Below are 15,155 nucleotides of genomic sequence, written 5' to 3'. Positions count from 1 at the left end.
GGCCAGGGCCTCTGCTGTTTCTGCTGGCTACAGACCCAGGGCGGAGCAGCCGGGGCTGGCCCGCAGCGCCGAGAGCATCGCCGGGCTGCTGCCCGAGCGCAGTGACGCCACCCCAGAGCTCGCGGTGGTCTGCACCTGCTGCCGGGCCTGCTGCGCCAGGCTGACCAGGGCCAGCGGGTTGTTGGGGTCGACCGCACGAGCCTGGCCGAGGTACGTCTGGGCGGATCCGACGCCCGCGCGCAGGGCCTGGGCGAAGCCGGCGATGCCCGCGGCGGACTGGGCGTCCGGGGCGGGGCCGAGCGAGCTCACCGCGCTGAGCGAGGCGTTGCCCTGGGCGACAGCCTCGCCCAGGATGCGCACCGCGAGGTCCTTGGCCTGCTGTCCGTTGGTGATCCCGGAGAGGTCGGGATTCTGGTAGCGCTCCTTCAGCGAGTACAGCGGGGTGACCGCGCCGCACACCTGGTTGGCGTAGGCACTGACGGCCTGACCACTGGCCGGGGGAGCGGCCGGGGCTGCGGGACTGCCGGTGCCGGCGCTCCCGGCTCCACCCGGCCCGGTGCCACCCGGGCCCGGAGCCGCGCCCGGTGCTGCCGTGCCGGTGGACCCACCGGTCGCCGGGGCGCCGGGGGTGGCCTCGCCGGCCGCGGTGGGCGTGGGCACGCCCGCCGTGGTGCTGCTGGCGTCCGGGCTGGGTGCGGCGGTCGCCGTCGCAGCGTCCTGGGTGGTGGCGGGCAGGGCGCTGGTGGGGCCCTCCCCGTCCAGCGAGCTGGTGTCGGACCCGCAGCCGGCCAGCACGGCCGCGGCCAGCACCCCGGAGGCCAGGACGACGGTGCCACGGAGAACGGTTCTCTGACTCATGAGCCACATCATGCCTGGTCCACCCACCGTCCCCGGTGAGCCAGCCCACAGCCGACGGCGACCGATGAGTTTGCCGGTCAGCCGCAGTCAGAAGGGCAGGAGGACACGACAACACGGAGGGACCACCCATGCGCGCCCTGATCAGCACCGCCTTCCTCTCGCTCGACGGCGTCATGGAAGCCCCGGGCGGCGAACCCGGCTACCGCAACGCCGGGTGGAGCTTCAAGGACGTGGAGTTCCTCCCCGAGGCGTACGAGATCAAGGGCCGGGAGCAGGAGGAAGCCACCGCGATGCTGCTGGGCCGGACCAGCTACGAGGCGTTCAGTCCGGTGTGGCCCGACATGGAGGACTTCGCTGACTACAACGTGATGCCGAAGTACGTCGTCTCCACCACGCTGACCGAGGACCAGCTGGCGTCAGGCTGGGGCGAGACCACGATCCTGCGCTCGCCCGAGGAGGTCGCCGCGCTGAAGGAGACCGAGGGCGGCCCGATCATCGTCCACGGCAGCGCGTCGCTGAACCACGCTCTCTCCGACGCCGGGCTGGTGGATCGATACCACCTGCTCGTCTTCCCGCTCCTGCTCGGAGCCGGCAAGCGGCTCTTCAGCGCGGCGGACAAGGACACCCAGAAGCTGGCGCTCGTCGAGCACGAGGTCTACGCCAACGGTGTGCAGAAGAACGTCTGGGACGTCCTCCGCTGACCGGCTCCCGCACTGCGCGGGGATGGGGTGCATCGCGGCTGGCATCATCGCGGGGGTGACGACCCAGCATCCCGCAGCACCCGTGCCCGAGACCCTGTTCGACGACCCCGCGGCCGAGGCACGCTGGCGGGCCCGGTTCACCGCCCCGCGGATCAGCCTGCCGGACTGGGCGCTGCACGCTCCCGACCGCAACGTGTTCTCCTCCAACGCCTCCGGGACCTGGGAGATCTACACCTGGGACCGGCTCACCGACCTGCGTCGCCAGGTCACCGACCGCCCCTCGGGCACGCACGGAGCGACCATCAGCCCGGACGGCGCCCACGTGTGGTGGTTCGACGACACCGACGGCGACGAGTTCGGGCACTGGGTGTCGGAGCCCTTCGCCGGCCGACCCACCGACTGGACCCCGCAGCAAGCGGTCGCGGGCACCACCGCCGGGTACCCGGCGGGGCTGGAGCTGGGCAGCAAGATCACCGCCATCGCCGCCTCGACCGACGAGGGCACCACCATCTGGGCCACCGCGGACCGCACCCGCGCGGCAGCCACCCAGGTGGTCTACGCCCACGCCCAGGACGCGGGCACCGGCGCGCTCTCGCGCGACGAGACGCTGCTGGCCATCCACCACTCCGAGCACGGCGACTCCCGCCACCCCGCGCTGCGGGTGTTCCGGCTGGCCGCCGACGGCTCGGTGACCGAGACGGTGGCCGAGCTGCACGACGGCGAGGGCAAGGGCGTGGACGCGCTCGCCTTCGCCCCGGTGGAGGGCGACACCCGGCTGCTGGTCAACCACGAGCGCCGGGGCCGCGACGAGCTCGTGATCTGGGACGTGGCCACCGGCGAGCAGACCGAGCTGGCCATCGACCTGCCGGGCGACCTCAGCGGCGACTTCTACCTCGACGCCACCGCCCTGGTGGTGGTGCACACCCACGCCGGCCGCTCCACGCTGCACCGCTACGACCTCATCACCGGTGCGCTGTCGGACCTGGACACCCCGCCCGGCAGCATCGGCGGCGCCGACGCCCGCCCGGACGCCTCGGTGGAGTACTCCTGGTCCAGCGCCGCCCAGCCGTCCATGGTGCGGGTGCGCTACGCCGACGGCACCGACGCCGTGCTGCTCACCCCGCCCGACGCCGACCCCGCGCCCGCCTCGCAGCCGCTGGAGGACGCCTGGGTGGGCGACGTGCACGCCCTCGTGGCCCGCCCGGCCGGCGCCGACGGCCCGCTGCCCACCGTGTTCAGCCTGCACGGCGGGCCGCACGCTGCTGACGAGGACCGCTACTCCGCGATGCGGGCCACCTGGCTGGACGCCGGGTTCGCGGTGGTGCACGTGAACTACCGCGGCTCCACCGGCTACGGCAGCGCCTGGCGCGACGCCATCGAGGGACGTCCCGGCCTCACCGAGCTGGCCGACGTCGCGGCCGTGCAGGACTGGGCGGTGGCCTCCGGGCTGGCCGACCCGGACCGGTGCGTGGTGGAGGGCTGGTCGTGGGGCGGCTACCTGAGCCTGCTGGCCGCGGGCACCCAGCCCGACCGGTGGGCGGCAGTCATCGCGGGCGTGCCGGTGGCCGACTACCTGGCGGCCTTCGCCGACGAGATGGAGCCGCTGCGCGCCTACGACCGCGCGCTGTTCGGCGGCTCCCCCGAGGAGCTGCCCGAGCTCTACGCCGAGTGCTCCCCGCTGACCTACGTCGACGCGGTGCGCGCCCCGGTGCTGATCCTGGCCGGCGAGAACGACCCGCGCTGCCCCATCCGCCAGGTGGACAACTACCTGGACGGCCTGGCTGCCGGCGGCAAGCGCTACGAGATGGTCCGCTACGACGCCGGGCACGGGTCGCTGGTGGTGGCCGAGCTGGTGCAGCACGTGGCCACCGAGGTGGACTTCGCCCGGCGGGTGCTCGGCCTCGGCTGACCCGGCTCACACCTGTCGGCGGCCTCCGCGGTGTGGTTCCCTGGTCAGCACCGGGCGAGTGGGGACCAGCGTGGCCCAGGGCAGCACACCACAGAGCAGCACACCGCAGAACCAGGCGTCGCAGATCCAGGCGCCACTGAGGATCGTGGGCATCGGCGGTTCCACCCGCAGCGGGTCGCAGAGCGAGCGGGCCCTGCGGGTGGTGCTGGCCGCCGCGCGCGAGCTGGGCGCGGAGACCACCGTCGTCACCGGCACCGACCTGGTGATGCCGTTCTACGATCCCGCCCTCACCGAGCGCACCGACGCCGCCCGCGCCCTGGTGGACGCGGTGCGCGAGGCCGACGGCGTGGTGCTGTCCAGCCCCGGCTACCACGGGACGATCTCCGGTCTGGTCAAGAACGCCCTGGACTACGTGGAGGACCTGCGCCAGGACGCCCGCCCCTACCTGGACGGGCGGGCGGTGGGCTGCGTGGCCACCGCCTACGGCTGGCAGGCCTCGGTCACCACGCTGACCGCGCTGCGGTCGGTGGTGCACGCGCTGCGCGGCTGGCCCACCCCGCTGGGGGCGGCCGTGAACTCCGCCGTCGCCCGCTTCGACGACGACGGCGGAGTCAGCGACGCCACCGTGGCGAACAACCTGGGGCTGCTGGCCGCCCAGGTGGTCGGCTTCGCCCGGCAGCAGCCGGGCCGGCCGCTGGGCAGCGAGGCAGGGCGCTAGACCTTCGCAGCCTGGCAGGCGGCGCAGCAGCCCCAGAAGACCAGCTCTGCCTCGTCCACGACGAAGCCGTGGTCCTCCGAGGGTGTCAGGCAGGGCGCCGCGCCGGTGGCACAGTCGATGTCGGCGATCGCACCACAGGACCGGCACACCTGGTGGTGGTGGTTGTCCCCGGCCCTGGTCTCGTACAGCGCCGGGTACCCGGCCGGCTCGATGCGTCGGACCAGTCCGTGCTGCACGCAGACCCGCAGCACGTCGTAGACGGCCTGGGTGGAGACGCGACCATGTGCCTCACGCACCCACGAGGCCACCATGTCGGCGGTCGAGTGCGGGTGCTCCTGCAGCGCGGTCAGCACCGCCACCCGGGGAGCGGTCACCCGCAGCCCCACCTGGCGCAGCATGGCGCGAGGGTCGAGGTGAGCGGTTTGCAGGTCCATCTGCCCGAGTGTCCGCGTCTCTCTGGAACCGTGCAAGTCTGTCCTCACGGTCCACACCCCCCGGGGGGGCGGTTCAGCCTGCGGCAGCGAGCAGCTCCGCGATCTGCACGGTGTTCAGCGCGGCACCCTTGCGGAGGTTGTCGCCGCTGACGAACAGGGTCAGTCCCCGCCCGTCGGGCACGCCCTCGTCCTGGCGCACCCGGCCGACCAGGCTCACGTCGCCGCCGGCGGCAGCCAGCGGGGTGGGCACGTCGACCAGCTGCACTCCCGCAGCGTCAGCCAGCAGCTCCCGCGCCCGCTCCACCGACAGCGGCCGGTCGAACTCCGCGCTGATGGACAGCGAGTGGCCGGTGAACACCGGGACCCGCACGCAGGTGCCGGACACCAGCAGCTCGGGGATGCCGAGGATCTTGCGGCTCTCGTGGCGCAGCTTCTGCTCCTCGTCGGTCTCGAAGGAGCCGTCGTCGACCAGCTTGCCGGCCATGGGCAGCACGTTGAACGCGATCGGGGCGACGTAGTTGTCCGGGGCGGGGAACTCCACCGCGCCACCGTCGTGGGTGAGCTGCGCGGCGTCGGCCGCCACGGCCTGCACCTGCGACTCCAGCTCGGCGACGCCGGACAGGCCGCTGCCGGAGACCGCCTGGTAGGTGCTGACCACCAGGCGGCGCAGACCGGCCTCGTCGTGCAGCACCTTGAGCACCGGCATGGCGGCCATGGTGGTGCAGTTGGGGTTGGCGATGATGCCCTTGGGCAGGTTCTGCAGGTCCTGCGGGTTGACCTCGCTGACCACCAGCGGCACCTCGGGGTCACGGCGCCACGCCGAGGAGTTGTCCACCACGGTGACGCCGGCAGCGGCGAAGCGCGGTGCCTGCGCCCGGGAGGTGGTGGCTCCGGCGGAGAACAGCGCCACGTCGAGCCCGCTGGGGTCGGCGGTGGCCGCGTCCTCCACCACGATCTCCCCGTCCCGCCACGGCAGCTTGGTGCCCGCCGAGCGCGCGGAGGCGAAGAAGCGCAGCTCGGCCAGCGGGAAGTCACGCTCGTCCAGCAGCCGGCGCATCACGGCACCGACCTGCCCGGTGGCGCCGACCACGCCGACGCGCAGGCCGGCACCCGAGTCGTGGGCGCTCATCGGCCCGTGCCCCCGTAGACCACGGCCTCGTCCTCGCCGCCCAGCTCGAAGGCGCCGTGGATGGCCTGCACCGCGTCGTCGAGCTGGGTGTCCTTGCACAGCACCGAGATGCGGATCTCCGAGGTGGAGATGATGTCGATGTTCACCCCCGCCTTGGCCAGCGCCTCGCAGAAGGTGGCGGTGACGCCGGGGTGGCTGCGCATGCCGGCCCCGATCAGCGACACCTTGCCCACGTGGTCGTCGTAGAGCACCTGGGTGAAGCCGATCTCCGCCTGCAGCTTGGTCAGCTTCTCCACGGCGGTGGGGCCGTCGCTGCGCGGCAGCGTGAAGGTGATGTCGGTGGTTCCGGTGGAGGCGCCGGAGATGTTCTGCAGCACCATGTCGATGTCGATCTCGGCGTCGGCGACGGCACGGAAGACCTGCGCGGCCTTGCCGGGGCTGTCCGGCAGACCGACGACGGTGACCTTGGCCTCGGACCGGTCGTGCGAGACGCCGGTGAGAATTGCCTGCTCCAATGGAATGTCCTTAATCGATCCGGACACCACGGTGCCCGGCTTGGTCGAGTAGGAGGAACGCACGTGCACGGGAACGTTGTAGCGCCGGGCGTACTCCACGCAGCGCAGCATCAGCACCTTGGTGCCCGCCGCGGCCATCTCCAGCATCTCCTCGTAGGTGACGGACTCGAGGCGCTTGGCGTCCGGGACGATGCGCGGGTCGGCGGAGAACACGCCGTCGACGTCGGTGTAGATCTCGCAGACGTCGGCCTCCAGCGCTGCGGCCAGCGCCACGGCGGTGGTGTCCGACCCGCCGCGTCCCAGGGTGGTGACGTCCTTGCTGTCCTGGCTCACGCCCTGGAACCCGGCGACCAGCACGATCGAGCCCTCGTCCAGCGCGGCGCGGACCCGGCCCGGGGTGACGTCGATGATGCGGGCCTTGCCGTGCGAGCCGTCGGTGATGACGCCGGCCTGGGAGCCGGTGAAGCTGCGGGCCTCGGCACCGAGGGAGTGGATGGCCATGGCCACCAGCGCGTTGGAGATGCGCTCGCCAGAGGTGAGCAGCATGTCCATCTCGCGGGCCGGGGGCACCGGGGACACCTGGCGGGCGAGGTCGAGGAGCTCGTCGGTGGTGTCGCCCATGGCGGACACCACCACGACCACGTCGTCGCCAGCCTTCTTCCGGTCGACGATCCGCTCGGCCACGCGTCGGATCCGCTCGGCGCTGCCGACCGATGATCCGCCGTACTTCTGCACGACGAGCGCCACGCCGTCAACCTCCTGGAATGGTCGAGCTCAGGGTGAATGTCCGGGCCGACTCTACCGATGCCGCGCGGCGGCGGTGGCGCTCGCACCGCAGCGAGGTGGTTCGGCGACCGCGTGTGCCCTGTTCAGGAAGGGTGTGGGCGGCTGTCCACGAAGGATCTCAGGGCGCCACCACGGGCGAGTAGCGGGAGGCGTCGCCGGCCACCACTCGGCTGTGCTCACCGCTCGGGCTCACCGGCACGTCACCGGCCAGGGTCACTCGGTGCAGCCGGCGGTACTGGTTGTCGTAGTCGGCCACCGCGTAGTGCTGGGTGCTGCGGTTGTCCCAGAGGGCCACGTCGCCGAGCTCCCAGCTCCAGCGCACCGTGTTCTCCAGCCGGGTGATGCGGTCCTGCAGCAGCGTGTAGACGGCCTGGGACTCCTTGGTGCCCAGCCCCACCAGGGCCTTGACGAACTGGCCCAGCAGCAGCGACCGCTCGCCGGTCTCCGGGTGCACCCGCACCACCGGGTGCACCGTCTCGTAGTAGGAGGACTGGAACTCCGCGCGGTGGGCGTCCACCGCGGCGCTGCGCACCTGCTCGGCGGCCTCCGCCGCGTAGTCGTAGACGTTGGTGTGCACCGCCCACAGGGTGTCGGCCAGTGCCCGCAGCGGGGCGGGCAGCTGCGCGTAGGCAGCCACCGTGGAGGCCCAGGTGGTGGTGCCGCCGTAGGGCGGCAGGGCGATCGCCCGCAGCACCGACGCCTTGGGCACGCGGTCGACGAAGGTGACGTCGGTGTGCCAGCTGTTGGCGGTGCCGTGCTCGGAGTCGATGGGCAGCACGTCTGCTCCCAGCGAGGCCACCGTGGGGTGTGCCGCGGTGGGCACGCCGAGCAGGCTGGCGAACGCCCGCTGGCCCGCGTCGTCCAGGTGGTGCTGGCCGCGGAAGAACAGCACCTCGTGCTCCAGCAGGGCCCGGTTGATCGCGCGCACGGTCTCCGCATCCAGGTCACCACCCAGCGCCACCCCTTCCACCCGGGCCCCGATGTGGGCGCCGAGCTTCACCACCCGCAGGTCGGTGGTGGTGGTGGTGGTGCTGGTGCGGGTGTGGTCGGCGAGCGTCATGGTGCGACCTTTCGGGGTGCGGGTGGGACCGCCCTCCAGGTCACCCGCTGAGCGCTCTCCCGCCAAGGGTTGGCCGCACGCTGATTTGAACTCGCGAACCGCTCAGGAGGCGCCTGCGGGCGCGGGGTCGCCGGAGATGAACGGGGTGCGCACCACCTGCGAGCCGTCCAGGGCGCGAGGGGTGAGCAGGCCGCGGCGCTCCAGGACCGGGCGCACGCCCTCGCCGAACTGGTAGGTCTCCTCCAGGTGGGGGTAGCCGGAGAGGATGAAGTGGTCGCAACCCACCGCGGCGTACTCCGCGATGCGCTCGGCCACCTCCTCGTGCGAGCCCACCAGCGCGGTTCCCGCCCCACCACGCACCAGGCCCACGCCGGTCCACAGGTTGGGCGAGATCTCCAGGGCACGGGCGTCGCCGCTGCCGGTGTAGCTGGACCCGCCGCCGTGCAGCTCGAGCATCCGGCGCTGACCCTCTGACTCCGAGCGGGCCAGGTTGCGCTGGGCCGTGGCCACCGTCTCCGGGTCGAGCGCGCCGAGCAGGCGGTCGGCCTCGGCCCAGGCCTGCTCGGCGGTGTCGCGGCTGATCACGTGCAGCCGGATGCCGTAGTCGAGGGTGCGCCCCTGCGCCTGCGCCAGCCCGCGGATCCAGTCGATCTTGGTGGCGACCGCCGCGGGCGGCTCACCCCAGGTGAGGTAGGTGTCGGCGAACTGCGCGGCCACCGTGCCCGCCGCCGGGGATGACCCGCCGAAGAAGATCGGTGGCACCGGGTCGGGAAAGCGGCCCAGCACGGCGTTCTCCACCTGCACGTGCTCGCCGGAGAAGGTGACCGGGCCGGTGTTGGCCCACAGTCGGCGGATGACGTCGAGGAACTCCCCGCACCGGGCGTAGCGCTGCTCCTTGTCGTGGAAGTCGCCGTAGGTGCGCTGCTCGGCGGACTCCCCGCCGGTGACCACGTTGAGCAGCAGCCGGCCCTGCGACTGCCACTGGAACGTGGCCGCCATCTGCGCGGCCAGCGTGGGGCTCATCAGGCCCGGGCGCAGCGCGACCAGGAACTTCAGCGTCTCGGTGGCGTCGATCATCATCGCCGTGGTCAGCCACGCGTCCTCGCACCACTGCCCGGTGGGGGTGAGCACCGCCTCGAAGCCGTTGGTCTCCGCAGCCGCGCCGATCTGGTTCAGGTACTTCAGCGTCGCGGGTCGGTCCCCGGACATGGAGCTGCCGTGGCCCCCGGCCATCAGGTTGCGGGAGTCCCCGTAGGTGGGGAGGAACCAGTGGAAGCGCAGCGACATCAGGGCCTCTTCGACGACGGGTCAGAACTAGCCCAGTCAAGAGCATCTCAGCGCGGCCGCGCACCCCTGCACGCAGTTTTTCTCTGCGTGATTTGAACTCGACGCCGGCGGCAGCGACCACGTTAGCGTCGCCCTTCCCTGCCCGAACCACCCCCGCGATTGGCTGCGCATGACCACTCTGTCCGACGTCCAGCCGACGCCGGGAGGTGCGGACGAGAGCGCCGAGGACCGGCGCAAGCGGTTGCGCACCGTCGTGGCTGCCAGCCTGCTCGGCACCACCATCGAGTGGTATGACTTCTTCCTCTACGCCACCGCGGCCAGCCTGGTCTTCAACAAGATCTTCTTCCCCGACACCAGCTCCACCGTGGGCACGATGCTCGCCTTCGCCACCTTCGCGGTCGGCTTCGTGGTGCGCCCGGTCGGCGGGGTGGTCTTCGGCCACGTCGGCGACCGCATCGGCCGCAAGAAGACCCTGGCGCTGACCATGGTGCTGATGGGCGTGGCCACCGCCCTGATGGGCGTGCTGCCCACCACCGCCCAGATCGGCGTGCTGGCACCCATCCTGCTGCTGCTGCTGCGGGTGCTGCAGGGCTTCGCCCTCGGTGGGGAGTGGGCCGGCGCGGTGCTGCTGGCGGTGGAGCACAGCCCGCCGGGCAAGCGGGGCCGCTTCGGCTCCATCCCCCAGATCGGCCTGGCCCTGGGCCTGGCCCTGGGCACCGGGGTGTTCGCGCTGCTGCAGGTGGTCTTCGACGAGGAGCAGTTCCTCAGCTACGGCTGGCGCATCGCGTTCCTGCTGAGCCTGGTGCTGGTGGTGGTGGGCATCGTGGTCCGCCTGGCGGTGGAGGAGACCCCCGCCTTCCGGGAGGTCGAGCACCTGCAGCAGCGCTCCACCGCGCCGTTCAAGCAGGTCTTCACCGGCCGCCGCAACATCCGCAACAGCATCCTCGGGCTGCTGTCCCGGTGGGGCGAGGGCGCGGCGTTCAACACCTGGGGCGTCTTCGCCATCACCTACGCCACCGGCACGCTGGCCATGAACAAGGTGTCGGTGCTGCTGGCGGTGACGGTGGCCTCGCTGGTGATGGCCGTGCTGCTGCCGGTCTCCGGGCTGCTGGTGGAGCGCCACGGCGCCCAGCGGGTGTACCTGGCCGGCATCGCCGCCTACGGCGTGCTGGTGTTCCCGGTGTTCGCGCTGTTCCACACGGGCAACCTGGCGCTGTTCGGGCTGGGCCTGATCCTGGTGTTCGGCATCGTGCACGCGCTGTTCTACGGCGCCCAGGGCACCCTCTACGCCAGCCTGTACCCCACCGAGATCCGCTACACCGGCCTGTCGGTGGTGTACCAGTTCTCCGGCATCTACGCCTCGGGCCTCACCCCGCTGATCCTCACCTCGCTGATCGCGGCCACCAACGGGGCGCCGTGGCTGGCCTGCGGGTTCCTGGTGGCCACCTCGGTGATCAGCGTGGTCGCGACGGTGCTGATCCGCCCGCGTGACCTGCACCTGTAGCGCCGATCGCTGCTAGATTCGCTGCCATGTCCTGGAACCCCGTGCGCGTCACCTACGTGACCGTCGCGCTGGGGTGCCGGCTGCCTCGACCGCGAGCGCTCGGAGACCGAGTGGCGCACTGTCCCGGCTGCTGCTGAGTGCCCTCGGCACCACACAGCCGCCCGACGTCGCCCATCCCTCCCCCGCGACCAGTCGTCGCACCCCGAGCGGAGCCGCCAGCTCCCCGTGGGGCCGGCGGTCGCACGCCGCTCCCTGAGGACCCATGACCGCCGCCTTGCACCAGCCCACCAGCCCGACTGCCTCACCCGTAGCCACCACCCGCCGCCTGCACGTGAGCACCCCGTCGCTGCAGCTCTCCACCACGCCCGCTGCCGCGGTGTTCCGCACCGTCCGCCTGCGGGGACCGCTGTTTCGCGACGCCGTGGCCACGGCCACCGGGCTGAGCAGCGCCACGGTCAACCGCCAGGTCGGTGCGCTGCTCGCCGCCGGCCTGCTGCGCGAGCGTGCCGACCTCTCCCCCGCCGGGGCCATCGGCCGGCCCCGGCTGCCCGTGGAGGTCAACCACACCGCCTTCGTCACCGTGGGGCTGCACATCGGCTTCAAGGTCACCGTGGTGACCGCGCACGACCTGCACGGACGCATCATCGGTGGCCTGCAGCTGACCACGGTCCCGGACCCCGGTGCCAGCGTGCCCGAGATCCTCCGCGCGATCGGCCTGCGCACCAAGCGGTTCCTGGCCCGCTGGGCGAACCGTCGGGTGCTGTGGGCCGGCGTGGCCATCGGCGGCCGGGTGCACCCCAACGGCCGGGTCGACCACCCACGGCTGGGGTGGACCGACGCCCCGGTCGGGGAGGTGCTCAGCGCCAGCCTGGGCCTGCCGGTCTCGGTGGCCCCGCACGTGGAGGCGATGGCGGCAGCCGAGCTGATGCTCACGCCGGAGACCAGTCCCCGCGAGTCCACGCTGTACTTCTACGCCCGCGAGATGGTCGGGGTGTCGCTCACCATCAACGGCGCGGTGCACACCCCCACGTCGGGTCCGGGCACGCTGGGGCACCTGCCCACCGGTGGCACCACCCTGCTGGACCCCCGTCGCACCGGCCGCCTCGAGGCCGCGGTGGGTGACACCGGGCTGGTCGACGCCGCGGTGGCCGTGGGCCTGGCGGTGACCGACATCGCCCAGCTGCACGAGCAGGCTGCGGCGGGGCAGCCGACGGCCATGGCCCTGCTCAGCGAGCGCGCCCTGGTGCTCGGCCGGGCGGTGGGCCTGATCAGCGACATCATCAACCCCGACCACATCATCCTGGGCGGCCAGGCCTTCACCGACGCTCCGCAGACGCTGCGCGAGGTGGCCGCGGCCATCAACACGCACTCGGCTGCACCGCAGCGCGACGTGCGGGTGACGGCTGCCGGCGAGCACGTCCAGCAGCAGGCCGCCGGCGCGGTGTCGCTGGCCGCGGTGTTCTCCGAACCCCTTGCAGCGCTGCGCCACACCGCCCTCTAACGTCCGAGCCGCGGCCCACCACGGCGCGTCTTGCGCCCGCGGGTATCGTGGCGGGCATGCAGCGTGCGCTCCTGCTTAGCCGCCGCGACGGGGTCTGAGTCCAGACTGGCTCCCCGGCGCGGGTTCTTGGCGCACGCGCCGTGCCGGTCGATCACCCGCCACACCTTCGGAGCCCCACGCACATGCCAAACCATGACTCCTTCGTCTCCACCGGTGCGTCCAGGACCGGACGCATCAACACCCCGTCCCGGCCTGCCCCGGCCGACCAGCCCCGGTGGAACACCCAGCGTGGCTCGTCGATGCCCACGCACCGGTACCGCTCCTTCGCCGACGAGGTCGAGCGCATCTCGCTGCCCGACCGCACCTGGCCGGAGAAGGTCATCGACCGGGCACCGCTGTGGGGCGCGGTGGACCTGCGCGACGGCAACCAGGCGCTGATCGACCCGATGAGCCCGGCCCGCAAGCGCCGGATGTTCGACCTGCTGGTCTCCATGGGCTACAAGGAGATCGAGGTGGGCTTCCCGGCCGCGAGCCAGACCGACTTCGACTTCGTCCGCGAGCTGGTCACCGAGAACGCCATCCCCGACGACGTCACCATCCAGGTGCTCAGCCAGTGCCGGCCGGAGCTGATCGAGCGCACCTTCGCCGCGTGCGAGGGCGCCGAGCGCGCCATCGTGCACATCTACAACTCCACCTCGATCCTGCAGCGCCGCGTGGTGTTCCGCGCCGACCGTCCGGCCATCACCAAGATCGCCACGGACGGCGCCGAGCTCACCCTGCGGCTGGCCGAGCGCTACCCCGACACCCAGTGGCGCTGGCAGTACTCGCCGGAGTCGTTCACCGGCACCGAGCTGGGCTACGCCGCCGAGATCTGCAACGCCGTCACCGAGATCTGGCAGCCCACCCCCGACCAGCCGGCAATCATCAACCTGCCCGCCACCGTGGAGATGGCCACGCCCAACGTCTACGCCGACTCCATCGAGTGGATGCACCGCAACCTGGCGCGGCGCGACTCGGTGATCCTCAGCCTGCACCCGCACAACGACCGCGGCACCGGGGTGGCCGCCGCCGAGCTGGGCTACCTGGCCGGCGCCGACCGCATCGAGGGCTGCCTGTTCGGCAACGGGGAGCGCACCGGCAACGTCTGCCTGGTCACCCTGGGCCTGAACCTGCTCAGCCGCGGCGTCGACCCGCAGATCGACTTCTCCGACATCGACGAGGTGCGGCGCACGGTCGAGTACTGCAACCAGCTGCCGGTGCCCGAGCGCCACCCCTACGGTGGCGACCTGGTCTACACCGCCTTCTCCGGCTCGCACCAGGACGCCATCAACAAGGGCCTGGACGCGATGAAGGTGGCCGCTGACGAGGCGGACTCCACCGTGGAGGACATCACCTGGGAGGTGCCCTACCTGCCGATCGACCCCAAGGACGTGGGCCGCACCTACGAAGCCGTCATCCGGGTCAACTCGCAGTCGGGCAAGGGCGGCGTCGCCTACATCATGAAGACCGACCACCAGCTGACGCTGCCGCGCCGGCTGCAGATCGAGTTCTCCCAGAGCGTCCAGCGGGTCACCGACAACGAGGGGGGCGAGGTCAGCCCCAAGGCGATGTGGGACGTCTTCTCCGAGGACTACCTGGACCTGGTGAGCCCGCTGGAGCGCATCAGCCAGAAGGTCACTGCCGCCGAGACCGACGACGGGCTGGACACCATCACCGCGAAGGTGCTGCTCAACGGCGCGGAGCACGAGATCACCGGCACCGGCAACGGCCCGGTCGCGGCCTTCGTCGACGCCCTGGGTGAGCTGGACTTCGACGTGCGGGTGCTGGACTACTCCGAGCACGCCATGTCCGCCGGCGGGGACGCCAGCGCGGCGGCGTACGTGGAGTGCGCGGTGGGCGAGACCGTCGTCTGGGGGGTGGGCATCGCGCCCTCCATCACCACGGCCTCGCTGCGAGCGGTGCTCTCCGCGGTGAACCGGGCGGCCAGTCGGGCCTGACCCACCCATCGCACCCGCGCGAGCGGCACACGACAGAGCTGACCCCCGGCGCCTCGCGCCGGGGGTCAGCTGTCTGCCGGGGGTGGCGCGGCCAGGCTAGCTCTGGCGGGCCTTCCGCGCGGCCTCGTCGGCGGCGATCTGACGGTCGGCCTTCTCCTTCTGCAGCTCGGCGAAGGTGGCCTTGTCCACCGGCGCAGCAGGCGCGGCAGGCGCGGCAGGCTCGCTCACCAGGCTGGTCTCGTCACCGGGGGCGGCCGGCACCAGGTCGATCGCCTCGAGCGCGGCCGCGGCGTCGGCGCGGGCGTTCTCCGCCTCGATCTTCTCGGTGAGGGCGTCCGGGTCGAGCACTGGCGCGGGACGCACCTGCGGGGCGGGCTTCACCGGCTCGGCGGTGGGGACAGGGCGCGGCTCGTCCTTGGGCAGGGTGGTGCTCGCCGCCTTGGCCGCGGCGTCCTGCAGGGTGGGCGCGGGCTTGTCGGCGGGGGCGGGCTTCTCGCCGTCGCCCTTGAGGCGGGTGCCACGCTCGATCAACGACTCGTCCTGCAGCACCATGCCCACCAGCTGGTCAGCGGTGCCCAGCAGGCGCGAGGTGGTGGCCCGCGGCTCGGCGCCGGCCGGCACGAACCGGTCGATCACCTGCTCCTGCACCAGCATGAGCGGCAGGCGCACGGCGGTGTAGGCCGGGCGCAGCGCAGTGAGTGCCAAGCTCGAGACGTTCACAGGCGATCATCTCCATCTCGCGGTGTCCGCGACATC

13 protein-coding genes are annotated in these 15,155 nt (G+C 72.2%); 6 read left to right on the top strand and 7 right to left on the bottom strand.

What is annotated here, in order from left to right; translation table 11 throughout:
* Nucleotides 1-27: 27 nt before the first annotated feature.
* Nucleotides 28-858, bottom strand: a complete 831-nt coding sequence (locus tag AC3YNX_RS05970; protein WP_489994888.1) for a hypothetical protein — start codon at nucleotides 856-858, stop codon at nucleotides 28-30.
* Nucleotides 859-986: 128 nt separating this feature from the next.
* On the opposite strand from AC3YNX_RS05970, the gene AC3YNX_RS05965 reads away from it, so the two are divergent.
* Genes AC3YNX_RS05965 through AC3YNX_RS05955 form a run of 3 tightly spaced genes read left to right on the top strand, consistent with a single transcriptional unit; the run spans nucleotide 987 to nucleotide 4,186 of the window.
* Nucleotides 987-1,559, top strand: coding sequence for a dihydrofolate reductase family protein (locus tag AC3YNX_RS05965; RefSeq protein WP_489994887.1), 573 nt, complete (start codon nucleotides 987-989; stop codon nucleotides 1,557-1,559).
* A 55-nt stretch (nucleotides 1,560-1,614) separates the two neighbouring features.
* Nucleotides 1,615-3,468: an alpha/beta hydrolase family protein gene (locus AC3YNX_RS05960; protein ID WP_489994886.1), complete on the top strand. Its 1,854-nt coding sequence runs from the start codon at nucleotides 1,615-1,617 to the stop codon at nucleotides 3,466-3,468.
* A 58-nt stretch (nucleotides 3,469-3,526) separates the two neighbouring features.
* Nucleotides 3,527-4,186: an NADPH-dependent FMN reductase gene (locus tag AC3YNX_RS05955; RefSeq protein WP_489994885.1), complete on the top strand. Its 660-nt coding sequence runs from the start codon at nucleotides 3,527-3,529 to the stop codon at nucleotides 4,184-4,186.
* Here the strand turns inward: AC3YNX_RS05955 and AC3YNX_RS05950 are convergent.
* The 5 genes from AC3YNX_RS05950 to AC3YNX_RS05930 form a co-directional block, all read right to left on the bottom strand.
* A complete protein-coding gene (locus tag AC3YNX_RS05950) occupies nucleotides 4,183-4,620 on the bottom strand; it encodes a Fur family transcriptional regulator (protein ID WP_127781777.1) in 438 nt (145 codons plus the stop codon). The two genes, AC3YNX_RS05955 and AC3YNX_RS05950, sit on opposite strands and share 4 nt — an antisense overlap.
* A gap of 73 nt (nucleotides 4,621-4,693) precedes the next feature.
* Entirely contained in the window at nucleotides 4,694-5,749 is a 1,056-nt protein-coding gene (locus tag AC3YNX_RS05945; protein ID WP_489994884.1) for an aspartate-semialdehyde dehydrogenase, read from the bottom strand.
* A complete protein-coding gene (locus AC3YNX_RS05940; protein ID WP_127781775.1) occupies nucleotides 5,746-7,011 on the bottom strand; it encodes an aspartate kinase in 1,266 nt (421 codons plus the stop codon). The genes AC3YNX_RS05945 and AC3YNX_RS05940 overlap by 4 nt, the downstream gene beginning before the upstream one ends.
* Before the next feature lie 157 nt (nucleotides 7,012-7,168).
* Nucleotides 7,169-8,110: a TauD/TfdA dioxygenase family protein gene (locus tag AC3YNX_RS05935; protein WP_489994883.1), complete on the bottom strand. Its 942-nt coding sequence runs from the start codon at nucleotides 8,108-8,110 to the stop codon at nucleotides 7,169-7,171.
* A gap of 102 nt (nucleotides 8,111-8,212) precedes the next feature.
* Nucleotides 8,213-9,397: an LLM class flavin-dependent oxidoreductase gene (locus AC3YNX_RS05930; protein ID WP_489982439.1), complete on the bottom strand. Its 1,185-nt coding sequence runs from the start codon at nucleotides 9,395-9,397 to the stop codon at nucleotides 8,213-8,215.
* A gap of 169 nt (nucleotides 9,398-9,566) precedes the next feature.
* Between AC3YNX_RS05930 and AC3YNX_RS05925 the strand changes: the two genes are divergently transcribed.
* From AC3YNX_RS05925 to leuA, 3 genes are all read left to right on the top strand, one after another.
* A complete protein-coding gene (locus tag AC3YNX_RS05925; protein ID WP_127781772.1) occupies nucleotides 9,567-10,901 on the top strand; it encodes an MFS transporter in 1,335 nt (444 codons plus the stop codon).
* A gap of 262 nt (nucleotides 10,902-11,163) precedes the next feature.
* Entirely contained in the window at nucleotides 11,164-12,402 is a 1,239-nt protein-coding gene (locus AC3YNX_RS05920; RefSeq protein ID WP_489994882.1) for an ROK family protein, read from the top strand.
* Nucleotides 12,403-12,584: 182 nt separating this feature from the next.
* Entirely contained in the window at nucleotides 12,585-14,399 is a 1,815-nt protein-coding gene (gene leuA, locus AC3YNX_RS05915; RefSeq protein WP_127781770.1) for a 2-isopropylmalate synthase, read from the top strand.
* Nucleotides 14,400-14,495: 96 nt separating this feature from the next.
* Here the strand turns inward: leuA and AC3YNX_RS05910 are convergent, their stop codons facing one another.
* Nucleotides 14,496-15,104: a hypothetical protein gene (locus AC3YNX_RS05910; protein WP_489994881.1), complete on the bottom strand. Its 609-nt coding sequence runs from the start codon at nucleotides 15,102-15,104 to the stop codon at nucleotides 14,496-14,498.
* Between the last annotated feature and the right edge of the window lie 51 nt (nucleotides 15,105-15,155).

The sequence above is a fragment of the Rhodococcus sp. Z13_19A genome (genome assembly GCF_058133575.1).
The sequence above is the reverse complement of the archived record's forward strand: the minus strand, read 5'-3'. Positions and strand labels throughout refer to the sequence as shown.